This is a genomic window from Streptomyces sp. CNT372 (assembly GCF_000377145.1).
This window is the reverse complement of the sequence record NZ_KB897791.1, coordinates 104,571-130,574: the sequence shown is the minus strand read 5'-3', so window position 1 is coordinate 130,574 and position 26,004 is coordinate 104,571. Positions and strand designations below refer to the sequence as shown.

General features: G+C 74.8%; 25 protein-coding genes. 19 read left to right on the top strand and 6 right to left on the bottom strand.

The window, feature by feature from the left end; all coding sequences use genetic code 11:
- The first annotated feature begins 66 nt into the window (after positions 1-66).
- The 3 genes from C593_RS0126225 (at position 67) to C593_RS0126215 (ending at position 2,069) form a co-directional block, all read left to right on the top strand.
- Entirely contained in the window at positions 67-708 is a 642-nt protein-coding gene (locus C593_RS0126225; protein ID WP_018850302.1) for an ATP-dependent Clp protease proteolytic subunit, read from the top strand.
- Positions 709-713: 5 nt separating this feature from the next.
- Complete coding sequence (locus C593_RS0126220) at positions 714-1,022, top strand: hypothetical protein (protein ID WP_026278089.1); 309 nt, start codon at positions 714-716, stop codon at positions 1,020-1,022.
- A gap of 564 nt (positions 1,023-1,586) precedes the next feature.
- Entirely contained in the window at positions 1,587-2,069 is a 483-nt protein-coding gene (locus tag C593_RS0126215; RefSeq protein ID WP_018850300.1) for a C40 family peptidase, read from the top strand.
- Between the two features lie 99 nt (positions 2,070-2,168).
- On the opposite strand, the gene C593_RS0126210 is transcribed toward C593_RS0126215, so the two are convergent.
- Positions 2,169-2,597 (bottom strand): ATP-binding protein, encoded by a 429-nt coding sequence (locus C593_RS0126210; protein WP_018850299.1) that lies wholly within the window; start codon positions 2,595-2,597, stop codon positions 2,169-2,171.
- A 586-nt stretch (positions 2,598-3,183) separates the two neighbouring features.
- The gene (locus C593_RS0126205; protein WP_018850298.1) at positions 3,184-4,356 is read right to left on the bottom strand and encodes an 8-amino-7-oxononanoate synthase; all 1,173 of its coding nucleotides are present in this window, start codon (positions 4,354-4,356) and stop codon (positions 3,184-3,186) included.
- Positions 4,357-4,502: 146 nt separating this feature from the next.
- Here C593_RS0126205 and bioB point away from each other — a divergent pair, with 146 nt between their 5' ends.
- From bioB to C593_RS0126165, 8 genes are all read left to right on the top strand, one after another.
- A complete protein-coding gene (bioB, locus tag C593_RS0126200; protein ID WP_018850297.1) occupies positions 4,503-5,714 on the top strand; it encodes a biotin synthase BioB in 1,212 nt (403 codons plus the stop codon).
- Positions 5,707-7,023 carry an adenosylmethionine--8-amino-7-oxononanoate transaminase gene (locus C593_RS0126195; protein WP_018850296.1) on the top strand — a complete coding sequence of 439 codons (1,317 nt, stop codon included), beginning with the start codon at positions 5,707-5,709 and terminating at the stop codon, positions 7,021-7,023. The genes bioB and C593_RS0126195 overlap by 8 nt, the downstream gene beginning before the upstream one ends.
- Positions 7,024-7,087: 64 nt before the next feature.
- Entirely contained in the window at positions 7,088-7,816 is a 729-nt protein-coding gene (gene bioD / locus C593_RS0126190; protein ID WP_037747163.1) for a dethiobiotin synthase, read from the top strand.
- Between the two features lie 123 nt (positions 7,817-7,939).
- Positions 7,940-8,323 (top strand): VOC family protein, encoded by a 384-nt coding sequence (locus C593_RS0126185; protein WP_018850294.1) that lies wholly within the window; start codon positions 7,940-7,942, stop codon positions 8,321-8,323.
- Between the two features lie 75 nt (positions 8,324-8,398).
- On the top strand, positions 8,399-9,073 hold the full coding sequence (locus C593_RS0126180; protein WP_018850293.1) for a class I SAM-dependent methyltransferase: 675 nt from the start codon (positions 8,399-8,401) through the stop codon (positions 9,071-9,073).
- 120 nt (positions 9,074-9,193) lie between these two features.
- Positions 9,194-9,664 (top strand): GNAT family N-acetyltransferase, encoded by a 471-nt coding sequence (locus C593_RS0126175; RefSeq protein ID WP_018850292.1) that lies wholly within the window; start codon positions 9,194-9,196, stop codon positions 9,662-9,664.
- 234 nt (positions 9,665-9,898) lie between these two features.
- Entirely contained in the window at positions 9,899-11,311 is a 1,413-nt protein-coding gene (locus C593_RS0126170) for a hemolysin family protein (RefSeq protein WP_018850291.1), read from the top strand.
- The gene (locus C593_RS0126165; protein WP_018850290.1) at positions 11,308-12,324 is read left to right on the top strand and encodes a hemolysin family protein; all 1,017 of its coding nucleotides are present in this window, start codon (positions 11,308-11,310) and stop codon (positions 12,322-12,324) included. The genes C593_RS0126170 and C593_RS0126165 overlap by 4 nt, the downstream gene beginning before the upstream one ends.
- A 73-nt stretch (positions 12,325-12,397) precedes the next feature.
- Here C593_RS0126165 and C593_RS0126160 read toward each other — a convergent pair whose 3' ends face one another.
- Positions 12,398-13,462 (bottom strand): maleylpyruvate isomerase N-terminal domain-containing protein, encoded by a 1,065-nt coding sequence (locus tag C593_RS0126160; protein ID WP_018850289.1) that lies wholly within the window; start codon positions 13,460-13,462, stop codon positions 12,398-12,400.
- Between the two features lie 63 nt (positions 13,463-13,525).
- Between C593_RS0126160 and C593_RS0126155 the strand changes: the two genes are divergently transcribed.
- The 4 genes from C593_RS0126155 to C593_RS0126140 all read left to right on the top strand — a co-directional run bounded on the left by C593_RS0126155 (position 13,526) and on the right by C593_RS0126140 (position 17,680).
- Positions 13,526-14,305 (top strand): SGNH/GDSL hydrolase family protein, encoded by a 780-nt coding sequence (locus C593_RS0126155; protein ID WP_018850288.1) that lies wholly within the window; start codon positions 13,526-13,528, stop codon positions 14,303-14,305.
- Positions 14,306-14,405: 100 nt separating this feature from the next.
- Positions 14,406-15,848 (top strand): adenylosuccinate lyase, encoded by a 1,443-nt coding sequence (gene purB, locus C593_RS0126150; RefSeq protein ID WP_026278087.1) that lies wholly within the window; start codon positions 14,406-14,408, stop codon positions 15,846-15,848.
- Positions 15,845-16,408, top strand: coding sequence for a G/U mismatch-specific DNA glycosylase (gene mug / locus C593_RS0126145; RefSeq protein ID WP_078521922.1), 564 nt, complete (start codon positions 15,845-15,847; stop codon positions 16,406-16,408). Before purB ends, mug begins: the two co-directional genes overlap by 4 nt.
- Positions 16,409-16,522: 114 nt before the next feature.
- A complete protein-coding gene (locus C593_RS0126140) occupies positions 16,523-17,680 on the top strand; it encodes an ROK family transcriptional regulator (RefSeq protein ID WP_018850285.1) in 1,158 nt (385 codons plus the stop codon).
- Between the two features lie 30 nt (positions 17,681-17,710).
- Here C593_RS0126140 and C593_RS0126135 read toward each other — a convergent pair whose 3' ends face one another.
- A complete protein-coding gene (locus C593_RS0126135; protein WP_018850284.1) occupies positions 17,711-18,472 on the bottom strand; it encodes a GntR family transcriptional regulator in 762 nt (253 codons plus the stop codon).
- Positions 18,473-18,723: 251 nt separating this feature from the next.
- A complete protein-coding gene (gene sigJ, locus C593_RS0126130) occupies positions 18,724-19,626 on the bottom strand; it encodes an RNA polymerase sigma factor SigJ (protein ID WP_018850283.1) in 903 nt (300 codons plus the stop codon).
- A 271-nt stretch (positions 19,627-19,897) separates the two neighbouring features.
- Between sigJ and C593_RS0126125 the strand changes: the two genes are divergently transcribed.
- A complete protein-coding gene (locus C593_RS0126125; RefSeq protein WP_018850282.1) occupies positions 19,898-20,728 on the top strand; it encodes an alpha/beta fold hydrolase in 831 nt (276 codons plus the stop codon).
- 169 nt (positions 20,729-20,897) lie between these two features.
- Positions 20,898-22,319 (top strand): GNAT family N-acetyltransferase, encoded by a 1,422-nt coding sequence (locus C593_RS0126120; protein WP_018850281.1) that lies wholly within the window; start codon positions 20,898-20,900, stop codon positions 22,317-22,319.
- A 179-nt stretch (positions 22,320-22,498) separates the two neighbouring features.
- On the opposite strand, the gene C593_RS30545 is transcribed toward C593_RS0126120, so the two are convergent.
- On the bottom strand, positions 22,499-23,695 hold the full coding sequence (locus C593_RS30545; protein WP_018850280.1) for a PLP-dependent transferase: 1,197 nt from the start codon (positions 23,693-23,695) through the stop codon (positions 22,499-22,501).
- Between the two features lie 59 nt (positions 23,696-23,754).
- On the opposite strand from C593_RS30545, the gene C593_RS0126110 reads away from it, so the two are divergent.
- Both C593_RS0126110 and C593_RS0126105 read left to right on the top strand, forming a co-directional pair.
- Positions 23,755-24,255, top strand: coding sequence for an Lrp/AsnC family transcriptional regulator (locus C593_RS0126110; protein WP_018850279.1), 501 nt, complete (start codon positions 23,755-23,757; stop codon positions 24,253-24,255).
- 39 nt (positions 24,256-24,294) lie between these two features.
- Positions 24,295-25,974 carry a DUF885 domain-containing protein gene (locus tag C593_RS0126105; RefSeq protein WP_018850278.1) on the top strand — a complete coding sequence of 560 codons (1,680 nt, stop codon included), beginning with the start codon at positions 24,295-24,297 and terminating at the stop codon, positions 25,972-25,974.
- Positions 25,975-26,004 lie beyond the last annotated feature (30 nt).

Here is a 26,004-nt window from a genome sequence, read left to right as displayed (position 1 = left end):
TACGTCCTGTACATTTTTTACAGATGGGTCGGCGACGGCCCGACGGTTCCAGGGAAGAGGTATGCCATGCACCGCCCCGCAGCCCGCCATGTCCTGCCGGAGTTCACCGAGCGCACGAGTCTCGGCAGCAAGACCACTGATCCGTACTCCAAGCTGCTCGGGGAGCGGATCGTGATGCTCGGCACGGTGGTCGACGACACGGCCGCCAACGACGTCGTGGCCCAGCTGCTGTATCTGGAGTACGCGGCGCCCGAGCAGGACATCGCGCTCTACATCAACTCCCCCGGCGGGCCGGTCAGCGCGATGACCGCGATCTACGACACGCTCACGACGATCACATGCGACGTCGCCACCACCTGCATCGGGCAGGCCGCCTCGACCGCCGCCGTGCTGCTCGCCGCCGGGAGCCCGGGGAAGCGGTCCGCCCTGCCCGGGGCGCGGATCGTGGTGCGGCAGCCCGCGACGGACGAGCCGGTGCGCGGGATGCCGTCCGACCTGGAGATCCACGCGGCGGAACTGCTGCGCCTGCGCGAGCAGATGGCGGCGATGCTGGTGCGGCACACCGGCCGGGACGCCGACCGGATCGCCGCCGATCTGGAGCGGGACGTCTTCCTCGACGCCGAGGGGGCCCGCGCGTACGGGCTGGTGGACCACATCGTCGCGGGCCGACGGCCGCTCGCCGCCGCCACCCCCCGGCGGACACCGTGAGCGGTGTGCTGCCACCGGAGTTGCCGCCGCTGCCCGCCCTCACCCGCGCCGAGGCCGCGTTCGTGGACGGCTATCTCGGGGTGGTCGACCAGCTCGGGAGGATCAACCCGGCCCGGGTGGACCGCACCTACGGCGCGCTGCGCGCCGCGCAGGCCCTGGTCGCACGGGCCGCGGCGCTGCGCGACGCGCTCGCCCTGATGCACGAGCACGGCGAGCACGAGGTCTACGCGGAGACCCTCACGCGGGCGCTGCGCCTGCTGGACGGCGAGCGGCGGGCCAACCGTGTGACGCTGCCGCCCGCTTCGGCTCCGTGAGCGGTGCCACCGCCGGTGGCGAACGCGTCTTCGGGGGCGTCCGGGAACGGATCTGACGGGCGTTCCGCTGCCGTCAACCGCCAACACGGTCACGGCGTTCCTCCCCCGTTCGGTGGAGCCGTGCCGAAAATGTGGCCCTCCGAAGGACTTGCCGAGGCCGTTCCACCGATTTGGACGAATCGACGGTTTCGATGCTGGTACGACGATGATTCCGCCACCGCCGAGCGGGGCAATCCCTCGCTGCGTCCACCCGAACAGGCCATCGGCCACGGAATTCACGACGCCCGTTTCAGCTCGGATTTCCGGCACGCGTGGGTCACGATCCGTGGGACGACAAGCCCCCGCCACCACGGCGGGGCGGTCCGGGCGGACGCTGAGTCCTGCCGCCGCACCGGATGTCTGGTCGACAGAAGTGCATTCGGCAGGAGTGGAGGGCCCAGCAGTACGGGGCGATCCGGTGATCCCGGGCCGCTCCTCGGGGTGAAGCCGCTTCGGCGGCCGGGCGTCTTCGCCGGTCCGAACCCGACAGGTCACCCTTCTCAAGCGGCTGACGAAGGGTTGCGCATGACCGCGCAGTTGCACGTTCCGTTCCCGTTCTCGCTCTCGCGTACGGGCGTCGTCTCGGCGCTGACCGTCGCCGCCGTCGGCGGCTCCCTCCTTCTCCCGGGCGCGGCGCCGGAGGCCCGGGCCGCCAGCAGTCACGCGGGCGAGGCACTCCAGGTGGCGGCCTCCAAGAAGGGGGCGCCGTACAGATTCGGGGCCGCCGGGCCGAACCGTTTCGACTGTTCCGGGCTGACGCTCTATTCGTACAAGAAGGCGGGCAAGTCCCTTCCGCGCACGGCACAGCAGCAGTACAACCGCACCGCGCATGTCCCGTCGGGCAACCGGAAACGCGGGGACCTGGTGTTCTTCCATTCCGGGGGGTCCGTCTACCACGTCGGGATCTACGCGGGCGGCGGCCGGATCTGGCACTCGCCGAAAACCGGCGACGTGGTCCGGCTCGCCAAGATCTGGACCAGCAGGGTCTCCTACGGCCGGGTGCACTAGCACCCGGCCGTCGGCTTTGGTCAGGGCGCGCGGGGGGCTGCGGAAGGCGGCAGGGGCCATCGGGTGCGCATGCCCGGGCGGGGCCCGGGGCCGGCGGACTCAGCAGACCGGGACGGTCCAGGGCAGCGCGATCCAGACCGTCTTGCCGCCCTCGTCGGTGGGCGTGACCGAGAGCCGGCCGCCGTACTGCGCGGTAAGGGTACGGATGATCCCCATCCCGCGGCCGTTGTCCTGGCGCACGGCCGCGGGAAGCCGGCGCGGATGACGGGGGTGGCTGTCGGTCACCCCGATGGTCAGGCGCTCGTCGCGCTCCAGAGTGAGGTCGACGCGGAAGGTCGGGGACATCCCGAAGGTGTGCTGCACGGCGTTGGTGGCCAGCTCGGAGACGATCAGGCGCACGGTGTCGACGGCGTCGCTGTCGTCCGGCAGCCCCCAGGAGCGGACCGCCTCCACGGCATGCCGGCGCGCGACGGAGACGGAGGCCGGGTCGCTCGGCAGTGTGACGGATGCTTCGTGACGGTCTGCCATGGCGCTTGGTCCCTTTCCCACCCGGGCCGCCCGCGGAGTCGCGGCGGTTGGCACGCGAGGGCGGCCCGCCCGGAACGCCCTGCGCCGTCAGACTGCCATCCGGGGCGGCGGCCGGGGGGCGAATCCGCCCGGATACGGAGGCATCTGTCGCTCGAAGAAGTGAACTGTGCGCCGGGAAACCGCATATGGGGGCACTCGGTGCGGGAACGCGGCGGCGTGTGCGCCCCCGCGCGACCGCACCGCGCCGGTGTGCGCGGCGGGGCTCGCCGGGCGGCGGGTCCCGGGCAGGGGCGGTGCGCCGCGCAGGGGCAGGGGCACGGGCTGCGTCGCACCGGGGTGGCGGGGCTCGCTCGGGGCGGCCGCGCGGGGGCGGCATCGCACCGGGGTGGCGCGGGGGCGGGTGTCCGCCCCGCGCCGGGCCGTGCCCCCGGCGGTGGGGGCCGGCCGGGACACCGGACGGCGTGCGGGTGTCCGCCCGGGGCCGGGGCCCGCAACGCGTGGGCCGGGCCCGGCCGGGCCGCGAGCCCTCCCGCCCGGGTGTCGACCCGTGTCCGGACGGGCGGCCCGGCGCCGCGCACACCGGCGCTCAGGCGTCGGCGTTCCCGTCGTGCGGTGCCGTCGTCAGGATCGTCGTCACTGCCGTGTCCAACTGCGCGTCCGTGAGGTCCGCGCGGGCCGTGAGGCGGATGCGGGAGATGCCGTCGGGGACGGACGGCGGGCGGAAGCAGCCGACGAGCAGGCCGGCCGCCCGGCAGTCCGCCGCCCACCGGAGCGCCGCCTCCGGCGAGGGCGCGCGGACGGAGACGACCGCCGCGTCCGGGCGCGCCGCCGTCAGGCCTGCCGCCGTGAGCCGGGCGTGCAGCTCCGCCGCGACCTCCCGGGCCCGGTGCGCGAGCGCGGGCTCGCGGCCGAGGACGCGGAGGGCCGCCAGCGCCGCCCCCGCCGCGGCCGGGGCGAGACCGGTGTCGAAGATGAACGTCCGCGCCGTGTTGACCAGGTGCTCGATGACGCGGGCAGGGCCGAGCACCGCGCCGCCCTGGCTGCCCAGGGACTTGGAGAGGGTGAGCGTCGCGACGGTCCCCGGCGTGCCCGCGAGCCCGGCCGCGTGCAGGGCCCCGCGGCCGCCCTCGCCGAGGACGCCCAGCCCGTGCGCGTCGTCGACGAGAAGGGCCGCGCCCGCCTCACGGCAGACGGCGGCCAGTTCGGGCAGCGGCGCGGCGTCCCCGTCCACGGAGAAGACCGAGTCGGTGACGACGAGGGCCCGGCGGCCGGGGTGGGCGCCGAGGGTCTTGCGCACGGACTCCGGGTCGGTGTGCGGGACGACGGCGGTCTCGGCGCGGGCGAGCCGGCAGCCGTCGACGATCGAGGCGTGGTTGCCCGCGTCGGAGACGACCAGCCCGTCCGGGCCGCCGCTCAGCGCGGTGACGGCGGCGAGGTTGGCCGCGTAGCCGGAGGAGAGCACCAGGGCCGACTCGAAGCCGCAGAACGCGGCGAGTGCGCGCTCCAGCCCGGCGTGGAGGGCGGTGCTGCCGGTGACCAGCCGGGACCCGGTCGCGCCCGCGCCCCAGCGTTCCGCCGCCGCGCCGGCCGCCGCGGTGACCTCGGGCCTGCGGGTCAGACCGAGGTAGTCGTTGCTCGCGAGGTCCAGCGGCCCGGCGCCCGCCTCCCGGGGCCGCAGGGTACGCTCCAGTCCGGCGCGTGCGCGGCGGTGCGCCTCCTCGTCGATCCAGTCGAAGGGATCCTGCGGGGCCAGCGGCATGAGGAGTCCGGTCCTTTTGTAGGCAGCGGACAGACCCTAACCGGCCCACGCCCTGTCCGGGATGTGGCCATGCACACACCTGAATCGAGCCCTGTTGTCGAGTTCCTCCTTGGCCGGGGCCCGTGCCGTGGGTAAGGATCAGCGCCATGGACCTGCTGAACACGCTGGTGGAGAAGGGGCTGCGGCGCGAGCTGCCGACCCGTGAAGAAGCGCTCGCCGTGCTGGCGACCTCCGACGACGATCTGCTCGATGTGGTGGCCGCGGCGGGCCGGGTGCGCCGCCGGTGGTTCGGGCGGCGGGTGAAGCTCAACTACCTGGTCAACCTCAAGTCCGGACTCTGTCCCGAGGACTGCTCGTACTGCTCCCAGCGGCTGGGGTCGAAGGCGGAGATCCTCAAGTACACCTGGCTGAAGCCCGAGCAGGCCTCCGAGGCGGCCGCCGCGGGGGTGGCCGGGGGTGCCAAGCGCGTCTGCCTGGTGGCGAGCGGGCGCGGTCCGACGGACCGGGACGTGGACCGGGTCTCGAAGACCATCGAGGCGATCAAGGAGCAGAACGAGGGCGTGGAGGTGTGCGCCTGCCTCGGGCTGCTCTCCGACGGCCAGGCCGAGCGGCTGCGCGACGCGGGCGCGGACGCGTACAACCACAACCTGAACACCTCCGAGGGCACCTACGGCGAGATCACCACCACGCACACCTACGCGGACCGCGTGGACACGGTCAACAAGGCGCACGCGGCGGGGCTGTCCGCGTGCTCCGGGCTGATCGCGGGCATGGGCGAGAGCGACGAGGACCTGGTCGACGTGGTCTACGCGCTGCGGGAGCTGGACCCGGACTCGGTGCCGGTGAACTTCCTGATCCCCTTCGAGGGGACGCCGCTGGCCAAGGAGTGGAACCTGACCCCGCAGCGGGCGCTGCGCATCCTGGCGATGGTGCGGTTCGTCTGCCCGGACGTGGAGGTCCGCCTCGCGGGCGGCCGCGAGGTGCATCTGCGCACCCTCCAGCCGCTGGCGCTGCACCTGGCGAACTCGATCTTCCTGGGCGACTACCTGACCAGCGAGGGCCAGGCGGGCAAGGCGGACCTGGAGATGATCGCGGACGCCGGCTTCGAGGTGGAGGGCACGGACACCACGACGCTGCCCGGGCACCGGGTCACAGCGGGCGGCGGCGGGTGCGGTTCCGTCTGCGGTGACGGCGGCGAGGGCGGGGGCTGCGGCGCCGAGGCCCCGGCGGCCGAGACCGCGGACGCCGAGCCCGTGGCCCCGGCACCGGTCGCCGAGCCCGCGGCGGGCGCGGCGCGGACCGACCTGGTCGCGGTACGCCGCCGGGGCGCGGGGACGGACGTCGCCCCCAATGCCTGACCCCGCCTCCCCGGCGGCCCCGGCCGCGTACACCCCGGACGCGCTGCTCGCCCTGGACCGGGCGCACGTGTGGCACCCGTACGGCCCGATGCCGGGCCGTACGGACCCGCTGGTCGTCGAGTCGGCGTCCGGGGTGCGGCTGCGGCTGGCCCGCGAGGCGCACGGGCAGCGGGAGCTGATCGACGGGATGGCGTCCTGGTGGTCGGCCGTGCACGGCTACAACCACCCGGTGCTGAACGAGGCGGCGACCGCCCAGCTCGGCCGGATGAGCCATGTGATGTTCGGCGGGCTCACCCATGAGCCCGCCGTCCGGCTGGCCGCCCGGCTGGTGGAGATCACTCCCGAGCCGCTGCGGCACGTCTTCCTCGCCGACTCGGGCTCGGTGTCGGTGGAGGTCGCGGTCAAGATGTGCCTCCAGTACTGGCGTTCGCTCGGCCGCCCGGAGAAGCAGCGGCTGCTGACCTGGCGCGGCGGCTACCACGGGGACACCTGGCAGCCGATGTCGGTGTGCGACCCGGAGGGCGGGATGCACGAGCTGTGGCAGGGTGTCCTGCCCCGCCAGGTCTTCGCCGACGCGCCGCCCGCCGCCTACGAGGAGGCGTACGCGCAGGGCCTGCGGGACCTGATCGCCGCGCACGCGGGCGAGACGGCGGCGGTGATCGTCGAGCCGGTGGTGCAGGGCGCGGGCGGGATGCGCTTCCACTCCCCCGCGTATCTGCGGGTGCTGCGCGAGGCCTGCGACGAGCACGGGGTGCTGCTGGTCTTCGACGAGATCGCGACCGGGTTCGGGCGCACGGGCGAGCTGTTCGCGGCGGACCACGCCGGGGTCTCGCCGGATGTGATGTGCCTGGGGAAGGCCCTGACCGGCGGCTATCTGACGATGGCGGCGACCCTGTGCACGGCGCGGGTGGCGGACGGGATCTCGCGGGGCGAGGTGCCGGTGCTGGCCCACGGGCCGACGTTCATGGGCAACCCGCTGGCCGCCGCCGTGGCCTGCGCGTCGATCGATCTGCTGCTGGGTCAGGACTGGCGCCGGGAGATCAAGCGGCTGGAGGCGGGCCTGCGCGAGGGGCTGGCTCCGGCCCGGGAACTGCCGGGCGTGGTGGACGTACGCGTCCTCGGCGCGATCGGGGTCGTCCAGCTCGACCACGCGGTGGACATGGCGGCGGCCACGGCCGCGGCGGTGCGCGAGGGCGTCTGGGTACGGCCGTTCCGCGACCTGGTGTACGTGATGCCGCCGTACGTCACCGGGGACGAGGACCTGGCGCGCGTCTGCCGGGCGGTGTACGCGGCGGCGCGGGCGGGCTGAGCAAGGGGCCCCTTGAGGGCCGGGACCATCGATGGGCAACGGGAACAGAAAGCGACAGCGCACCATGTCAGTGATCGTCGTGTCCGGTACGGGAACCGGGATCGGAAAGACCGTGGTCACCGCCGCCGTCGCCGCCCTCGCCGCCGCGGGCGGCCGGTCCGTCGCCGTGCTGAAGCCGGCGCAGACCGGGGTGGCCGCCGGTGAGCCGGGCGACGCGGCCGAAGCCGCGCGCCTGGCCGGTGCCGTCACCACCGCCGAACTGGCCCGTTTCCCCGAGCCGTTGGCCCCGGCGACGGCCGCACGGCGGGCCGGTCTGCCCCCGGTCGGGCCGGACCGGGTCGCGGAGGCGGCCGGGAAGCTCGCCGCCGGGCACGACCTGGTGCTCGTAGAGGGCGCGGGCGGACTGCTGGTGCGCCTGGACGACACGGGCGGCACCCTGGCGGACGCGGCGGCCCTCCTCGGCGCGCCCGTCCTGGTCGTCGCCGCGGCGGGCCTCGGCACGCTCAACGCGACCGCGCTGACCGCCGAGGCGCTGCGCGCGCGAGGGCTGGAGCAGCTCGGCGTGGTCGTGGGGAGCTGGCCGGACGCGCCGGATCTCGCGGCCCGATGCAATCTGGCGGACCTCCCCGAGGCGGCGGGAGCCCCGCTGCTGGGCGCCGTCCCCGAGGGCGCGGGCGCGCTCGCTCCGGCCGCGTTCCGGCGGGCGGCCGCCGACTGGTTCGCCCCGGCCCTCGGGGGCCGCTGGGACGCGTCCGCCTTCGCCACGGCCCACCGGCCCCCGGCCGCCCCCTGAGGCCCGGGCCTGCCGGCGGGCGCCTGGGGTACGGCCCGCCGGCCGGGGCCTGGGGTCCGGGCCGCCGCCTGCCGGGGCTGACGCACGGCCCGGCGGCCGACGCACACCGCCTGGGCTGACCGCATGCGCGCGCGTCTCGACGAGATCGTCCTCGACTGCCACGACCCCGCCCGCCTCGTCCGCTTCTGGGCGGCCCTGGTCGGCGGCGACCCGGTGGACCGCTCCGCGGACTGGTCCTACGTGGACCCGCCGGGCTGGGCTCGCCTCGCCTTCCAGCGCGTCCCCGAGGGCAAGGCCGCCAAGAACCGGCTGCACCTGGACCTCGACGCGGGGGACGTGGACGCCGCGGCCGACGAGGCCGTCCGGCTGGGGGCGGTGCGCGTCGGCGCCGTCGTCACGGACGACCACGGCCGCTTCCAGGTGCTGACGGACCCGGAGGGCAACGAGTTCTGCTTCGTCGCGGGCCACGGCGCCGGTGCCGGCCCGGGGAGGGACGCGGCGCCGTAGCCGACGGGAGGGTGGGCGGCGGGCTCGGTGGGGAGAATGGCCCCGACCGGCCGTGCCCCTTTGAGGAGGTCCCCCATGGTCCCGCGCTCCGCGAAGGTGTCCGGTGACGCCGTCAGCCATCCGCTGTTCGCCCGCCTCTACGCACGGTTCAGCGTCTCCGCCGATCTCAAGGGCGGGATCGCGGCCTACCGCGCGGAACTTCTGACCGGGCTCTCCGGGCGGGTCATCGAGATCGGGGCGGGCAACGGCCTCAACTTCGCGCACTATCCGCCGGCCGTCAGCGAGGTGGTCGCCCTGGAACCGGAGCGCATCCTGCGCCGGGCCGCGGTGGAGGCGGCCGTGCGGGCGGACGTCCCGGTGGACGTGGTGCCGGGCACCGCGGAGGCGCTGCCGGTGAAGAGCGAGGGCTTCGACGCGGCCGTGGCCTCGCTGGTGCTGTGCTCGGTGCGGGACGTGGACCGGGCGCTGGCCGAGATCCGGCGGGTGCTGCGGCCCGGCGGTGAACTCCGCTTCTTCGAACACGGCGTGGCGGCCACGCCCGGTCTGGCCCGCACCCAGCGCGCGCTGGACCGGACGGTGTGGCCGCGTCTCTTCGGCGGCTGCCACACCGCGCGGGACACGGTCGCCGCGATCGAGGCGGCGGGCTTCGAACTCGGCACGTACCGCAGGCTGCGCATCCCCGAGACGGGTCCGCGCCTGCCGACCTCCCCGTGCGTCATCGGCACGGCCCGCCGCCCGGCCGCCACCTGAGCCGGCGCCCCGTCATATCGCCCCGCCCGGCGCCTGCCGCCCCGCGCGCCGCGGGCCGTCCCGCACCGTGGAATTGGCCGGCGGACCGGACCGGAACGGGCCCGTGTTTGGCTCCCGGCCATGAACGGCACCGACACCCCGGCCACCCGGTCCCCGGCCGAGAGCCCCGCCGCCGGGCCCCGCATCCGTACCGCCGTCGCGTCCGACGCCGAGGCCGTGCTCGCCTTCTGGCGGACGGCCGCCGAGGGCACCAGCATCACCGACGACCCCGACGGCGTCGCCCGCCTGATCGCCCGTGACCCCGAGGCCCTGATCCTCGCCGAGGCGGACGGGGTCCTGGTGGGCTCGGTCATCGCGGGCTGGGACGGCCGGCGCTGCTCCCTCTACCGGCTCGCCGTGCTGCCGTCCCACCGCCGCCGGGGCATCGCGGCCGCGCTGCTCCGGGCGGCGGAGCACCGTTTCGCCGCCGTGGGCGGGCGGCGCGGCGACGCGATGGTGCTGGAGGCCGACGAAAGCGCCCGGAGCGCCTGGGCGGCGGCCGGCTACCACCGGGAGGACCACTGGCGACGCTGGGTCAAGCCGTACGTGTGAGGCGGACGTACCGCGATGGGACACCGGGCGATGCGGACGTATGGCGTCCCCCGTCAGCGGACAGAAGGACGCATACGATGAGGGCGTTCCGGCCCCTCCCCCGTACGAAAGGTGTGAGCGTCCGCGCATGGGCGAGCCTCCCCACCGGACCGGGCCCGAGCCCCGTCCCACACGTCGAACGCCGGCTCCCGGCCCCGTCCCGGCACGTCCGGTCCACCGGACGGAGGCGGTCCGATGACCGAAGTAGGCCTGCTCCTGGTGGCCGTCCTGCTGTCGCTGGCCTGCGGGGCCTTCGTCGCCGCGGAGTTCTCGCTCACCACCGTCGAACGCGGTGAGCTGGAGCGGGCCGCCGAGCGCGGTGAACGGGGTGCGGCGAGCGCGCTGAAGGCCGTGCGGAGTCTGACCTTCCAGCTCTCCGGCGCGCAGCTCGGCATCACCGTCACCAATCTGATCGTCGGCATGCTCGCCGAGCCGTCGATCGCCAAGCTGATCCGGGGCCCGGTCGAGGACCTGGGCCTCGCGCCGTCGGTGGCCTCCTCGGTGGCGCTGGTCATCGGGACGGCGCTGTCCACGGTGGTGCTGATGGTCGTCGGCGAACTGGTGCCGAAGAACTGGGCGATCTCCTCGCCACTGGCCGTCGGGAAGGTGGTCGCCACGCCGCAGCGGGTGTTCACCGCCGCGTTCCGGCCGCTGATCGCGCATCTGAACGCGGAGGCCAACCGCATCGTGACCCGGCTGGGCATGGAACCCACCGAGGAGCTGGCGTCCGCGCGCAGCCGCAAGGAGCTGGTCGCCCTCGCCCGCCACTCCGCGAAGGAGGGCGCGCTGGAGGCCGACACCGCCGAGCTGTTCGTCCGCACCCTCAACCTGGCCGAACTCACCGCGGAGAACGTGATGACGCCCCGCGTGCAGGTGATGGCCCTCGACGTCCAGGCGACCGCCGAGGACGTGGCCAACGCCACCCGGGCGACCGGCCTGTCGCGTTTCCCCGTCTACCGGGGCGGTCTCGACACGGTGGTGGGCATCGCGCACATCAAGGACGTGCTCACCGTCCCGGCCGCCGAGCGGACCCGGCTCCCGGTGACCGACATGCTGCGCGAGCCGGTCCTCGTACCCGAGTCGCTGACCGTGGACCGGCTGCTGGACCGGCTGTCGGGGCGCTCCGCGATGGCCGTGGTCATCGACGAGTACGGCGGTACGGCCGGGGTGGTGACCCTGGAGGACATCGTGGAGGAGGTCGTGGGCGAGGTGCGGGACGAACACGACCCGCACGAGAGCCCCGACCTCGCGCGGGCGGGTGAGGACGCCGACGGGCGCCGGCTCTGGTCGGCGGACGGCGCGGCGCGGACCGACCAGTTGGCGACGATCGGGCTGCGGGTGCCGGACGGTCCCTACGAGACCCTGGCGGGTGTGGTGGCCACGGAACTGGGCCGCATCCCGGCCGAGGGCGACAGCGTCGACGTGGCGGGCTGGCGGCTCGACGTGGTGGACGCGACAGGGCGGCGGGCGGCGCGGGTGCTGATGCACGAGCCGCCGCAACCGCCGGAGGGGTCCGTGCCGCCCGACGGCGACGGGGGGCCCGAGGGTGACGGGAGGCCCGGGACCGGCGGGGCCGAGGGCCGCGCGTCCGGGGAGGGGGGCCGGTGACCGCGATCCAGCTCACCATCGGTCTGCTGACCCTGGTGGCCAACGCCTTCTTCGTCGGCGCCGAGTTCGCCCTGATCTCGGTGCGCCGCGACCAGATCGAGCCCGAGGCGCAGGCAGGGAACAAGCGGGCGCACAGCGTCCTGTGGGCCCTGGAGCACGTCTCGGCGCTGCTCGCCGCCGCACAGCTCGGCATCACGCTGTGCACCCTGGTCCTCGGCATCGTCGCCGAACCGGCCATCGCCCATCTGCTGGAGCCTCTTTTCGACGCGGTGGGGGTGCCGCACGGGCTGGTGCACCCGCTGTCGTTCGTCATCGCGCTGGCCGTGGCCACGTATCTGCACATGCTGCTGGGCGAGATGGTGCCGAAGAACATCGCCCTCGCCGAGCCGCGGCGGACCGCACTGCTCCTCGGCCCGCCGCTGGTCGCGCTGTCCCGCGCGCTGCGGCCGGTCATCTTCACCATCAACGCGCTGGCGAACGGGCTGCTGAAGCTGCTGCGGGTGGAGCCCAGGGACGAGGTCGCGGCGACCTTCTCCGACGACGAACTCGCCACGCTGGTGCAGGACTCGGGCGAGGCCGGCCTGCTGGACGACCGCTCGGCCGAGCGCCTGCGCGACGCGCTGGAGCTGGGCCGCCGGCCGGTCCGGGACGTGGTGCGGCCCGTGGAGCAGGTGGTGTACGCGAAGGCGGGCACGACACCGGAGCAACTGGAGCGGCTGTCGGCCGAGTCCGGCTTCTCACGCTTCCCGGTGATCGACCCGGGCCGTCGGATCCTGGGCTATCTGCACGTCAAGGACGCGTTGGACGCGCAGCCGCGCGATGTGCCGTTCCCGGTGTCGGCGATGCGGCCGATCGCCCGGGTCCGGGCGACAACCCCCTTGGACGACGTTCTGAACGCTATGCGCCGCAGCCGGACCCACCTCGCGGCCGTCCTCGACGAACGGGGCCGGCCGGAGGGCCTGGTGACGATGGAGGACATCCTCCGCGAACTGGTGGGCCGCCCGGAAGGGTGACCGCGCGGGGTCCGCGCGGGGCGGTCCGGGCCCGTGAAGGCGTGGGCGGGCCGGAGCGGTCGGCGGTGCCGGCTCAGAACGTGGTCGCCGCGCGCCACGCGGCGAGGAGGGACCGGTCGCCCGTGGCCGTGACGCCCGGGTCGCCGGGTGCCCGGCGGCCGTAGAGAAGGAGCAGGAGGTCCGCCGCGTCCGCCGTGACGTCCGCCGACGGCCGCGCGTCCGCCGCCGGGCGGTCGGTGGCGGACGCACGGCCGCGGGACACCGGCGGGCCCGTGGGCCGGTTCGGTGTCCAGGCGAAGCCGGACGGGCCGAAGGAGATCGTCCATGCCGCGCCCGAGTCGCGGGCCGACAGCAGAAGCGACCCGGCGGGCAGTTCCGCGACCTGGTCCGCGAGGCGCGGCAGCAGGGGGAGGTTCACCAGGAACTCCTCGATCCCGTCGGCTGCCGTGCCCGGCTCGATCACCGGGTCGGCGCCGAGCGCCAGTTGCGCGTCGGCGAGATGGACGACCGCCTCGAAGAGCAGCCGCCGCGGATAGTGCGCCACCCGCTGGTCCGCGCCGTGGGACCACATCGGGGTGTCCGGGTCCGCCTTCCGGAGCACCGCGAGGGAGGCGTCCGCGGCGCGGGCGAGCCAGTCGGGGAGGCCGGACGGGTCGTCCGGGAGGTCGAGGGGGACGTCCCGGGCCCACACCCGCTCCGCCGCCCGGATGCGGACCGTGTGGGCGGCCCACCGGTGCGTGGTGCCGTGGTGGCGCAGCAGGTCGGCGACGGTCCAGCCGGGGCAGGTGGGCACGGGGGTGGCCGGGTCGGCGTCACGGACCAGGGCGGTGAACCTGCGGACCAGGTGCTCGATCTCGTCGCAGTACCGCTCGTGCTGGTCGTCGTCGAGGCCGAAGCCCTCCGCCACGCGCAGCAGGGCCCCCCGCGCCGGGCCCGCGGGCCGCCGGGCGGCCGCGTCACCGAACAGGCGCGCGAGGCGGGTGCGGTCGGCCGGGGACAGCCGGTCCAGGACCGCGCCGGCGTCCTCCAGCCACCGCACCGCGATGTCCGGATCGAGCTCCTCCTCGTCGCTCGCGTCGATCGAGGCCACCACGCCGGCCAGCGCCTCGGCCAGCGCGTTCAGCAGTGCGTCGCTCACAGCTCGCTCCCCTTCCCCGGTACGGAACCGAGGGACCCTACCGCGCGGTACGATCGCTGCGCCATGGAGATGAATGCCACCTACACCAGTTTTGTCGCGGTCGGCGACTCCTTCACCGAGGGCATGTCCGACCGGCTGCCCGACGGGACGTACCGCGGCTGGGCGGACCTGCTGGCGGCCCGGCTGGCGGGCCGCACGCCCGGGTTCCGCTACGCCAACCTCGCGGTCCGCGGGAAGCTCATCGGGCAGATCGTGGACGAGCAGGTGGACCTCGCCGCCGGGATGAAGGCGGACCTGGTCACCCTGGTCGGCGGGCTGAACGACACCCTGCGGCCGTCCTGCGACATGGGCCGGGTGCGCGGGCTGCTGGAGGAGGCGGTGGCGCGGCTCGCCCCCACCTGCACCACCCTGGTGCTGATGCGCTCCCCGGGCCGGCAGGGGCCGGTGCTGCAACGTTTCCGCCCGCGGATGGAGGAGCTGTTCACGCATGTGGACGCCCTCGCGGCGGAGTACGGAGCCCTCGTCGTCGACCTGTACGGGACACCCGCCCTGGGCGACCGGCGGATGTGGGACGTGGACCGGCTGCATCTGACCTCCGAGGGGCACCGCCGGGTGGCGGAGGCGGTCTGGCAGACCCTGGGCCTGGACGCCGAGGACGACTGGCGCGCACCGCTGCCGCCCGGCGCCCCGGCCCGGTGGGCGGCCCGGCGCGCGGCGGACCTGCGGTTCGCCCGGCAGCACCTGGGCCCGTGGATCGGGCGCCGGCTGACCGGCCGCTCCTCGGGCGACGGCCTGCCGGCCAAGCGTCCCGAGCTGCTGCCGTACGAGCCGCCACGGCCGTGACGGCCCCGTCCCGCCCGGGCCGGACGGCACGGGCCTCGTAGCAACGCACAACCGGGACCGCGGGTCCGGCCAGCGGAAACCACCAGTAGAATCCGGACACGTGACTGCTGTGTCTGCGAAGCCTCGCATCCCCAATGTCCTGGCCGGCCGCTATGCCTCCACGGAGCTTGCCGTCCTCTGGTCCCCCGAGGAGAAGGTCAGGCTGGAGCGCCGGCTCTGGCTGGCGGTGCTGCGCGCCCAGAAGGACCTCGGGATCGACGTCCCGGACACGGCCCTCGCCGACTACGAGCGCGTCCTCGACCAGGTCGACCTGGCGTCGATCGCGGAGCGCGAGAAGGTCACCCGGCACGATGTGAAGGCCCGTATCGAGGAGTTCAACGCCCTCGCCGGGCACGAGCACGTCCACAAGGGCATGACCTCCCGGGACCTCACCGAGAACGTGGAGCAGCTCCAGATCCGGCTCTCCCTGGAGCTGGTGCGCGACCGCACCGTGGCGGTGCTGGCCCGGCTCGGGAAGCTGTCGGGCGAGTACGCGGAGCTGGTCATGGCCGGCCGCTCGCACAACGTGGCGGCGCAGGCCACCACCCTGGGCAAGCGCTTCGCCACGGCGGCCGACGAACTGCTGGTCGCCTTCGGCCGGCTGGAGGACCTGCTCGGCCGCTACCCGCTGCGCGGGATCAAGGGCCCGGTGGGCACCGCCCAGGACATGCTGGACCTGCTCGGCGGCGACGCGGAGAAGCTGGCAGAGCTGGAGCGGCGGATCGCGGGCCACCTCGGTTTCGCGCACGCCTTCACCTCGGTGGGCCAGGTCTACCCCCGCTCACTGGACTACGACGTGGTCTCCGCGCTGGTGCAGCTCGCCGCCGCGCCGTCCTCGGTCGCCAGGACGGTCCGGCTGATGGCCGGCCACGAGCTGGTGACCGAGGGCTTCAAGCCGGGCCAGGTCGGCTCCTCGGCGATGCCGCACAAGATGAACACCCGCTCCTGCGAGCGCGTCAACGGCCTGATGGTGATCCTGCGCGGCTACGCCTCGATGACCGGCGAGCTGGCGGGCGACCAGTGGAACGAGGGCGACGTCTCCTGCTCGGTGGTCCGCCGCGTCGCGCTGCCGGACGCGTTCTTCGCCTTCGACGGCCTGCTGGAGACCTTCCTGACCGTGCTCGACGAGTTCGGCGCGTTCCCGGCGGTCGTCTCCCGCGAGCTGGACCGGTACCTGCCGTTCCTCGCCACCACGAAGGTCCTGATGGGCGCGGTGCGCGCCGGGGTGGGCCGGGAGGTCGCGCACGAGGCGATCAAGGAGCACGCGGTGGCCTCCGCGCTGGCGATGCGGGAGCAGGGCGCGGAGCGCAACGAGCTGCTGGACAAGCTGGCGGCGGACGAGCGGATTCCGCTGGACCGGGCCGCACTGGACGCGCTGATGGCGGACAAGCTGTCGTTCACCGGCGCCGCGGCCGGCCAGGTCGCGGCCGTGGTCGCGCGGATCGACGAGACCGTCAAGCGGTACCCGGAGGCGGCCGGCTACGCGCCCGGGGCGATCCTCTGACGCGCTTCACCGCCGCCGAACTGGAGGCCGCCCGCGACCGGCTGGTGCCGGACGTGGTCGCGGACGGCCTGCGGGTGCTGTTCTGCGGGATCAACCCCGGGCTGATGACGGCGGCGACGGGCCACCACTTCGCCCGTCCGGGGAACCGCTTCTGGCCGGTGCTGCACCGGTCCGGCTTCACCCCGGAGCTGCTGAAGCCGTCCGAGCAGGACCGGCTCCCGGGGCTGGGCATCGGGATCACCAATGTGGTGGCGAGGGCGACGGCGCGGGCGGACGAGCTGAGCGCCGAGGAGTACCGCGAGGGCGGCCGGCTGCTGGTGGCCAAGGTGGAGCGGCTGCGGCCGCGCTGGCTGGCGGTCGTCGGGATCACCGCGTACCGGAGGGCGTTCCAGGAGCGGACGGCGGCGGTCGGCCCGCAGGAGCGGACCGTCGGCGGGACGCGGATCTGGGTCCTGCCGAATCCCAGCGGCCTCAACGCGCACTGGACGGTGGAGACGATGGCGGAGGCGTTCGCCCGGCTGCGCGTGGCGGCGTCCCGGACGCCGGACCGCACGGCGTAGCGCGCGGGGGGCCTCGGACGGGCGGCCCGGCCCCACCGCGCCGGGCCCGGCCCCACCCCTCGGGGGCGGCAACGAGTACGATCCGGCAGGAACGCACGACCGGGAGGACGGACTGTGGGGCGGCTGACCGGTGGAGATCCCTCGCTGCTGCGGCGCATCAACTCCGCGGTGGTGCTCCATTCCCTGCGGGCGGCCGACTCCCCCACCCTGACCGATCTCACCCGGATCACCGGACTGTCGCGGCCGACCGTCGAAGGCGTCGTGGAAGGTCTGGTGGAGGCCGGGCTGGTGGTGGAGAGCGTCCCCGAGGAGGGTGGCGCCCGCCGCCAGGGCAGGCCCGCGCGGCGCTACCGGTTCCGGGCCGAGGCCGGTCATCTGCTGGGCGTGGAGATCGGCCCGCACCGGGTCGCCGCGCTGCTGTCGGGGCTGGACGGGCGGATCATCGGCGCCGGGACCCGTGAGGTGTCGGAGGCGGCGAGCGCGGACGACCGGCTGGAGAAGGTGCGCGGCGCCGTCGCGGACGTGCTGCGGCGCACCGGGGTGCCGCGCAGCAATCTGCGGGCGGTGGGCGTGGGTTCGCCGGGGATCGTGGAGGCGGACGGCACCGTGCGGCTGTCGACCGCGCTGCCGGGCTGGACCGGGCTGCCGCTCGGCGACCGCCTGCGGCGCTCCTTCCGCTGCCCCGTCCTGGTGGAGAACGACGCGAACGCGGCGGCCGTCGCCGAGCACTGGAAGGGCGCCGGGACGGACTCGGACGACATCGTGTTCGTGATGGCGGGCCTGAGCCCGGGGGCGGGTTCGCTGATCGGCGGGCGGCTGCACCGCGGCTTCGGCGGCGCGGCCGGGGAGATCGGCGCCCTGCATCTGCTGGGCCGGGGCGTGACCCCGGAGAAGCTGCTGTCCACGACGGACGAGCCTCTGCACCCCCTGGACGAGCATGCGGTCGCCGAGGTGTTCGCGCTGGCCCGGAGCGGCGACGAGCGGGCCCGTGCGGCCGTCGAGCGGTTCATCCAGCGGCTCGTGCACGATGTCGCCGCCCTGGTGCTGGCCCTCGACCCCGAACTGGTCGTGATCGGCGGCTGGGCGGCCGGTCTGGACGGCGTACTGGCGCCGGTGCAGCGGGAGTTGTCGCGCTACTGTCTGCGTCCGCCGCGGGTGGCGCTCTCCCTGCTGGGCGAGGCGGCGGTGGCCACGGGGGCGCTGCGCCTCGCGCTGGACCATGTGGAGGAGCAGTTGTTCGCCGTGGAGGGCACGGTCACGGCCCGCCGCTGACGCCCCGCGCGCGGCGGGGCGCACGGCGGGTCAGGAGGCGCGGCGCTGCTCCTCGTGACTGATCTCCAGGTCTCCCTGAGCGCCGAAGGTGAGCCGGCAGGTGTCGGCGCGGTAGGTGGCGACCGAGACCGCCGCGGTCCGCCCGCCGGCGAAGTAGCGGGTGGTCACGACCAGGACCGGGGCGCCGGGCAGCCGGTCGAGTTCCTTGGCGTCGACCGCTCCCGCGGAGCCCAGTTCGACGGCGCGGTCCTGGCCCTCGGGCTCCAGGCGGGCCAGCTCGCGCAGCACGCCGCGGGCGAGGGCGGGGCCGGAGGGAGCGTCGATCGCGGGCAGGTCGGGCACGGACGCGGCCGGCACGTACAGCAGTTCGGCGGCGACCGGCTGGTCGTGGCCCTTGCGCACCCGGCGCACCACGTGGGTCCGCTCGTCGGGCTCGGTGCCGAGGTGGGCGGCGACGGCGGCGGGCGGGACGGCGGCGGTGCACTCGGTGGGCTGCCAGGCGTGCTGGTCGGCGCCGGGCCAGTCGGATCGGGAGGCGGAGACGTCCACTCCCACGCGCGGGGGCGCGACGGTGGTGCCGACGCCCCGGCGGCGCTGGAGGCGGCCCTCCAGCTCCAGTTGCTCCAGGGCCTGTCGCAGGGTGGCGCGGGCGACGCCGAACCGGGCGGCGAGGTCACGCTCGTTGGGCAGGATCTCGCCGACCGCGAAGTCCCTGTCGAGAGCTTCGGAAAGCACGGTCTTGAGGTGCCAGTACTTGGGCTCCGGCACCGTTTCGAGCTGCGTGGTCCCCACCCTGATCCTCCGCAATCGCCGTGTCCACGGCGGGTTTTCCGTGCCCTTGTTTATTAAAGGTTCCTTCACTAACCCCTGTGACCATAGAACCGGCCTCCTCCTTGGTCAAGACCAATCCTGTCGTCGTCACCGTGGGAAACCATACGACTTCGCAGAGCGTTCACGGGGATGTCGTATCGGGGCCCGGCGGGCACGCACAAGTCCCCGCGGCCGTAAGCGGCCACGGGGTCTGACGTGCGGGAACGGCGGTTTCAGGCCGCCGCGTCGGGGCCCTCGGGGGCGAAGGAGCGGAGTTTGTCGGGATTGCGCACGATGTAGACGCACAGGATGCGCCCGTCCCGGACTTCGAGCTGGAGGACGCTGTCCGGTCGTCCGCCGGCGGTGACCAGCACGGCGGGCGCGCCGTTGACCTCCACGAACTCCGTCGCCGCATTCTCGGGCTGCTTGCCGGCGACGCCGACCAGGAAGCGGCCGACCTTGTCCGCGCTGCGCAGGACGCGCAGGGGCGCCTGGGCCTTGCCACCGCTGTCGCCGACGAGGGTGACGTCCGGGGCGAGCAGGGCGAGCAACTCGCCGAGGTCGCCGCCCGCGGCGGCCGCGAGGAAGCGCTCGGTCAGGTCGCGGCACTGGGCGGGGTCCACGTCGTAGCGGTGCCGGCGTTCGTCGACGTGCCGGCGGGCCCGGCCGGCCAGCTGGCGCACGGCGGGCTCGGACCGGTCGAGGACGGCGGCGATCTCCGCGTAGGGGAAGCCGAACGCCTCGCGGAGCACGAACACGGCGCGTTCCAGCGGGGAGAGGGTCTCCAGGACGACGAGGACGGCGAGCGAGACGGTGTCGGCGAGCAGGGCGCGTTCGGCGGTGTCGGGCACCGAGGGACCGAAGTCGGTGACGACCGGTTCCGGGAGCCACGGCCCCACGTAGGACTCGCGGCGGGACTGGACCTGGCGCAGCCGGTCGACGGCGAGCCGGGTGGTGACGCGCACCAGGTAGGCGCGCGGCTCCCGGACGTCGCCGCGGTCGTCGGCGGACCAGCGCAGCCATGCCTCCTGCACCACGTCCTCGGCGTCGGCGACCCGGCCGAGCATCCGGTAGGCGACGCCCGTCAGTACGGACCGGTGCTCCTCGAAGACGTGCGTCACGGTGTCGGTTGCCACCCGGCCATCCCAGCCGACGCGGCAGGCGCTGTCCAGCAGGTTGCGGGGCCGGTCGGGCGGGGCGGCGGGTTGGGGGGGTGGGGCCGGTGGGGCGGGGCGTCCGCCCGGTTCCCGGCGGGCGCGGCGGCGCGGGTCCCGGGCGCGTCCGGTGGCCCCCGGCGGGATCCGGTGGGCCTCCGGCGGGAGTCGGGCGCGGCAAGGGCTTGCGGTGACAAGCTACCGAGCGGTAGTTGTTACTGACACTCCGTCCAGCATCAGGGAGCAGCCGGACATGGCCGCAGCGATCTCCTTCTCCGTCCCCACGCCCCACGGCGACCGCCCGCTGACCCTCGCCTATGAGCGCGCGGGGGCGGGCGAGCCCCTGCTCCTGCTCCACGGGATCGGCCACCACTGGCAGGCGTGGGAGCCGGTGATGGGCATTCTCGCCGCCGAGCGGGATGTCATCGCGGTCGACCTGCCGGGCTTCGGCACGTCCTCCGCACTGCCGGACGGGGTCCCGTACGACCTCTCCACGGTGAACCGGGTTCTCGGCGGGTTCTGCCGGGAGCTGGGGGTGGAGCGTCCGCACGTCGCGGGGAACTCGCTGGGCGGGCTGCTCGCGCTGGAGCTGGGGCGCGGGAAGGAGGTCCGTTCGGTCACCGCGCTCTCCCCGGCGGGTTTCTGGTCGGAGGCGGAGCGCGTCTACGCCTTCGGTACCCTGCGCGCGATGCGGCTGGGCGCGCGCGCCCTGCCGGACCCGCTGATCGGGCGGCTGTCCCGGTCGGTCGCGGGGCGGGCCGCGCTGGTGAGCACCATCTACGCCCGGCCGGGCCTGCGTTCGCCGGAGGCCGCGGCGGCCGAGACGCGGGCGCTGCGGGGTGCCACCGGCTTCGCGCGGACCCTCGCCGCCGGGGGGAACGTGCTGTTCCGGGACGATGTGCCGGATGTACCCGTCACCATCGCCTGGGGGACCCGGGACCGGCTGCTGTTGCAGCGTCAGGGGGTGCGCGCCAAGCGGGTGATCCCGGGGGCGCGGCTGGTGCGTCTGCCGGGCTGCGGCCATGTCCCGATGAACGACGACCCCGCACTGGTGGCCCGGGTGCTGCTCGACGGGAGCCGGTGACGGCCCCGCCGGTGCCACCGCCGGGCGGCCCGGTCCGGTCCGAAGCGGTGATCCGGAGACTCCCGGAGGGAAACGGTCGAAATCGGCCGAAAAGTGGCCGAATCAGCCTTTAACCCATCAGTCACAAAGCGTTCGTGATCACGCAACACCGTTCCGTCACAGTGGCTCCATGGCTGATGTTACGTCCCCGAGGAACGCCCGCCGCGCCAAGGCCCACGGTACCCACCGCGCCCACCACTGGCGGCGGGACGTCGTCGAACTCGCCGCCCTGTTCACGGCGGTGGCCGTCGCCGACGCCGTCGCCCAGCTGATCGGCCACGGCCCCGACGGGCCGTTCCTGCTCGTGACCTCCGCCGTGGTCCTCGTCGCCACGGCCGCCTTCCACACCTGGTGGGCACGCCGCCACAGTCATGCCCCTCCCCCGCTCTCACCCGGCGCGGCGGCGGGGGCCGTGACCGACCGCGCCGCCGCGCCCGGCCCCCGGACCGAGCCGCGCGAGGCGGCGCTGTGGCGGATGCGCACCACCGTCCGGGACACCCCGGGCAGCCTCGCCGCGCTCTGCGGTGCGCTGGCCGACCTGGGCGTGGACATCCTGACCCTCCAGACGCACCCGCTGGGCGACAGCACGGTCGACGAGTTCCTGCTGCGCGCCCCCGCCTCGCTGGAGGCGCCCCGGCTGGCCCGCGAGGTGGCCGCCGCGGGCGGCACCGGCACCTGGACGGAGCGGGCCGACGCCCACGACCTGGTCGACACCCCGACCCGGGTCCTCGGCCTCGCCACCAGGACCGCCCTGGACGCCGCCGAACTGCCTCTCGCCCTGCGCCAGTTGCTGGGGCGCTGCACCATCCGCTCGCGTCCCGCGTATACGGTCACCGGCCGGCCCACCGGCGACATGCCTCCGGTCGAGGGCGTCCTGGAGGAGACCGTGATGCGTCTGCGCGACCCGGGCGGTGGCGCGATCACCGTCGAGCGGCCGTATCTGCCGTTCACCCCGACCGAGTTCGCGCGCGCCCGGGCCCTGGTGGAGCTGGACGCGCGGCTCGGTCCCCGGATCCCGCGCGGCCAGGACGTCCTCACCCTGCCCGCGGGTCCCGAGATCACCGTCCGGCGCGCCGGGCAGGACGACGTGCCCGCGGCCCTCGCGATGCACGGGCGCTGCTCGGAGCGGACCCTGTCGCTGCGCTACCACGGCCCGGTCGGTGACGCGGACCGCTATCTGAACCATCTGCTCGGCCCCCGCCACGGCCGCACCCTCGCGGTGGAGACCGCCTCCGGGCGCCTGGTGGCCCTGGGGCATCTGCTCTGGGACGGCGACGAGACCGAGGTCGCCCTCCTCGTCGAGGACGACTGGCAGCGCCGGGGGGTCGGCTCGGAACTGCTGCGCCGGCTGGTCGGCATGGCCAAGGAGGCCGGCTGCGACAGCGTCTACGCGGTCACCCAGGCGTCCAACACGGGCATGGTCGCGGCGATGCGGGGGCTCGGCCTCCCGCTGGACTACCAGATCGAGGAGGGAACCCTGGTCCTGACGGCCCGGCTGGACGCGTCCCCGCCCCGGCAGCGGTCCGCTCGCTACGAGCAGGCGGAGCACTGAGCCACGGGCGATGACGGGCGGGACACGGCCGGGGGCCGGTGCTCGGTGCACCGGCCCCCATCCGTGTCCCGCCCGTCCCCGGTCCGCCCGCGTGGCGGTCGGGCATGCCCCGGCCCGCGTGCGCACCCCGGCGGCGCCGGGGTGCGGGGTGCGGACCCGCCGGCGGCGGGTCCGCGGGATCACGCCGTGAGCGACGCCTCCTCCGGCGCCCGGCCGGCCGAGCCCCGGCCGGCCGCGCTCAGCGCCTCGGTCAGGTCCCGCCACAGGTCCTCGACGTCCTCCAGGCCGACGGACATCCGCAGCAGCCGGTCGCTCACGCCCGCCGAGCGCCGGTCGCCCTCGGCCACGATGCGGTGGCTGATCGAGGCCGGGTGCTGGATGAGGGTGTCCACACTGCCGAGGCTCACCGCGGGGGTGATGAGCCGGACGCCCGCGATCACCGCGAGCGGGTCGCCGTACGTCTCGAAGGAGACCATCGCGCCGCCGATGCGCGGGTAGTGCACCCGGGCAACCCGGGGGTCGGCCGCGAGCCGGCGGGCCAGGTCGGCGGCGGTGACGGAGGCGGCGCGGACCCGGACCGGGAGGGTGGACAGGCCGCGCAGCAGCAGATAGCCGGCCAGGGGGTGGAGGACCCCGCCGGTGGCGAAGCGCACCTGGCGCAGGCCCCGGGCGAGTTCCTCGTCGCAGGCCACCACGCCGCCCATGACGTCGCCGTGGCCGCCGAGGTACTTGGTCGCGCTGTGCAGCACCAGGCGCGCGCCGTGCTCCGCCGGGCGCTGGAGGACGGGGGTGGCGAAGGTGTTGTCGACGAGCAGCGGCACCGAGCCGCAGGCGTGGCGCACGGCCCGCAGGTCGACCTCGGCGAGGGTCGGGTTGGCGGGCGTCTCCACCATCACCAGGCCGGTGTCCGGGCGGATCGCGTCCGCGATGCCCGCCGGATCGGTCCAGGTGACCTCGGTGCCGAGGAGTCCGGCGTTCAGCAGATGGTCGCTGCAGCCGTACAACGGCCGGACCGCCACCACGTGCTTCAGGCCCGCGGCCGCGCGCACCAGCAGTACGGCCGTCAGGGCCGCCATGCCGCTGGCGAACGCGACCGCCGCCTCGGTGCCCTCCAGTCTGGCGAGGGCCGTCTCGAAGCGGGCCGTGGTCGGGTTGTCCAGGCGGGCGTAGACGGGCGGACCGTCGAGTCGTGCGCCGGTCTCGGCGAACGCGTCGATCCGCGCGGCCTCGGCGGCCGCGTCGTACGAGGGGTAGGTGGTCGAAAGATCGAGCGGCGGGGCGTGCAGGCCCAGGTCCGCGAGGTCCTCGCGTCCGGCGTGCACGGCGTCGGTGGCCAGGGCCCTGGATGCGGGCGCGGCCGCTGCTGCGTTCTCCATGCGAGCACTGTGAACAGCTACCGGGAAGTAGCGGGAATCAGCCGTGCTACGTTCGGCACATGGCCGAATCTGTCGCACTGGACCCGGTGGATCTTCAGATTCTCCGGCTCCTGCAGAACGACGCCCGGACCACCTACCGCGACCTCGCGGCCGAGGTCGGGGTGGCGCCGTCCACCTGCCTGGACCGTGTCGCCCGGCTGCGCCGCTCCGGGGTGATCACCGGCCACCGGCTCGCCCTCGACCCGGCCCGGCTGGGGCGCGGGCTCCAGGCCCTGCTGATGGTGCAGGTACGTCCGCACCGGCGGGAGCTGATCGGCCCGTTCGTGGACCGCATCCGGGCGCTCCCGGAGTCCCTGGCCCTGTTCCATCTGACCGGCCCCGACGACTACCTCGTCCATGTCGCGGTGACCGACATGGCGGATCTCCAGCGCCTGGTTCTGGACGAGTTCACCTCCCAGCGGGAGGTCGCCCGGGTCGAGACGCGCCTGATATTCCAGCAGTGGGAGTGCGGTCCGCTCCTCCCGCCGGAGGACCGGCGACAGGTGCCCGACGGCGGATGATGATGACGCGGACGCCCTCCGCGTACCAGGATGGCCCCCATGCCAGCCACTTCCAGCGCGCTGCCGCGCCAGGTCGCCGACGCCTACGTCGACGCACTCGTCGAACTCGATCCGATCACCGGTACCTATCTGGGGGTCCGGAAGAGCTCGGGCCTCCTCCCCGACTTCTCGCCCGCCGGGCAGGAGGAGACCGCCGCGCTCGCCCGCCGCACCCTCGCGGAACTCACCGAGGCACAGGCCCGGCCGGGCGCCGAGGCCGAGGCCGAGCGGCGGTGCGCCCGGCTGCTGCGCGAACGGCTGACGGCCCAACTCGCCGTCCACGAGGCCGAGGAGGGCCTGCGGACGGTCAGCAATATGCACTCCCCCGCGCACTCGGTCCGCGAGGTGTTCACCCTCACCCCGACCGACACCCCCGAGGACTGGGCGGCCGCCGCCGAGCGGCTGCGCGCGGTGCCCACGGCCCTTGAGGGCTACCGCGCCTCCCTCGCCCTGGGCCTGGAGCGCAAGCTCTTCGGCGGGCCCCGGGCCACGGCCACCTTCATCGACCAGCTGACCGAGTGGATCGGCGGCGGACACGGCTACTTCGAGGAGTTCGCCGCCAAGGGCCCCTCGGCGCAGCGCGTCGAACTCGACGTGGCCGCGCGGACGGCGGCGCAGGCGCTGGCCGGCCTGCGCGACTGGATGCGGGACGTGTACGCCCCGGCGGTGGAGGGCGCGCCCGACACCGTCGGCCGTGAGCGGTACGCCCGCTGGTCGCGCTACTTCAACGGCACCGACCTGGACCTGGACGAGGCGTACGCGTACGGCTGGGCGGAGTACCACCGGCTGCTGGGCGAGATGCGGACGGAGGCGGCGCGGATCCTGCCCGGCGCGGGCCCCTGGGAGGCGCTGGCCCATCTCGATGTGCACGGTGAGCACATCGAGGGCGTGGACGAGGTGCGCGACTGGCTCCAGCGGCTGATGGACGAGGCGATCGAGGCGCTGGACGGGACGCACTTCGAACTCGCCGAGCGGGTACGGAAGGTGGAGTCCCGGATCGCCCCGCCGGGCGGCGCGGCGGCCCCCTACTACACCAGCCCCTCGGAGGACTTCTCCCGCCCCGGCCGGACCTGGCTGCCGACCATGGGCGAGACGCGGTTCCCCGTCTACGACCTGGTGTCCACCTGGTACCACGAGGGTGTGCCCGGCCACCACCTCCAGCTGGCGCAGTGGGTCCACGTGGCCGACCGGCTCTCGCGCTACCAGGCGACCGTGGGCATGGTCAGCGCCAACGCGGAGGGCTGGGCGCTGTACGCGGAGCGCCTGATGGACGAACTGGGGTTCCTCACCGACCCGGAGCGCCGGCTCGGCTACCTGGACGCGCAGATGATGCGGGCCTGCCGGGTGATCGTGGACATCGGCATGCACCTGGAGCTGGAGATCCCGGGGGACTCCCCGTTCCACCCCGGGGAGCGCTGGACCCCGGCCCTGGCGCAGGAGTTCTTCGGCGCGCACAGCGGCCGGCCGGCGGAGTTCGTGGAGAGCGAGCTGACCCGCTACCTGTCGATGCCGGGCCAGGCGATCGGCTACAAGCTCGGCGAACGGGCGTGGCTGCTGGGCCGCGAGAACGCGCGGCGCGCCCACGGGGACGCGTTCGACGCGAAGGCGTGGCACATGGCGGCGCTGTCGCAGGGGCCGCTGGGGCTGGACGACCTGGTGCAGGAGCTGTCCCGGCTCTGAGGCGATGACGACGGGCGCGGGGGCGGCGGG

Bases quoted from the DNA above. Each gene is read 5' to 3' on its own strand.
- C593_RS0126210 (WP_018850299.1), bottom strand. From the start codon at position 2,597: ATGGCAGACCGTCACGAAGCATCCGTCACACTGCCGAGCGACCCGGCC.
- C593_RS0126155 (WP_018850288.1), top strand. From the start codon at position 13,526: ATGGAGATGAATGCCACCTACACCAGTTTTGTCGCGGTCGGCGACTCC.
- C593_RS0126170 (WP_018850291.1), top strand. From the start codon at position 9,899: ATGACCGAAGTAGGCCTGCTCCTGGTGGCCGTCCTGCTGTCGCTGGCC.
- bioB (WP_018850297.1), top strand. From the start codon at position 4,503: ATGGACCTGCTGAACACGCTGGTGGAGAAGGGGCTGCGGCGCGAGCTG.
- C593_RS0126105 (WP_018850278.1), top strand. From the start codon at position 24,295: ATGCCAGCCACTTCCAGCGCGCTGCCGCGCCAGGTCGCCGACGCCTAC.
- C593_RS0126185 (WP_018850294.1), top strand. From the start codon at position 7,940: ATGCGCGCGCGTCTCGACGAGATCGTCCTCGACTGCCACGACCCCGCC.
- bioD (WP_037747163.1), top strand. From the start codon at position 7,088: ATGTCAGTGATCGTCGTGTCCGGTACGGGAACCGGGATCGGAAAGACC.
- C593_RS0126175 (WP_018850292.1), top strand. From the start codon at position 9,194: ATGAACGGCACCGACACCCCGGCCACCCGGTCCCCGGCCGAGAGCCCC.
- C593_RS0126215 (WP_018850300.1), top strand. From the start codon at position 1,587: ATGACCGCGCAGTTGCACGTTCCGTTCCCGTTCTCGCTCTCGCGTACG.
- C593_RS0126125 (WP_018850282.1), top strand. From the start codon at position 19,898: ATGGCCGCAGCGATCTCCTTCTCCGTCCCCACGCCCCACGGCGACCGC.
- C593_RS0126195 (WP_018850296.1), top strand. From the start codon at position 5,707: ATGCCTGACCCCGCCTCCCCGGCGGCCCCGGCCGCGTACACCCCGGAC.
- C593_RS0126205 (WP_018850298.1), bottom strand. From the start codon at position 4,356: ATGCCGCTGGCCCCGCAGGATCCCTTCGACTGGATCGACGAGGAGGCG.
- C593_RS0126120 (WP_018850281.1), top strand. From the start codon at position 20,898: ATGGCTGATGTTACGTCCCCGAGGAACGCCCGCCGCGCCAAGGCCCAC.
- C593_RS0126225 (WP_018850302.1), top strand. From the start codon at position 67: ATGCACCGCCCCGCAGCCCGCCATGTCCTGCCGGAGTTCACCGAGCGC.
- C593_RS0126180 (WP_018850293.1), top strand. From the start codon at position 8,399: ATGGTCCCGCGCTCCGCGAAGGTGTCCGGTGACGCCGTCAGCCATCCG.
- C593_RS0126110 (WP_018850279.1), top strand. From the start codon at position 23,755: ATGGCCGAATCTGTCGCACTGGACCCGGTGGATCTTCAGATTCTCCGG.
- C593_RS30545 (WP_018850280.1), bottom strand. From the start codon at position 23,695: ATGGAGAACGCAGCAGCGGCCGCGCCCGCATCCAGGGCCCTGGCCACC.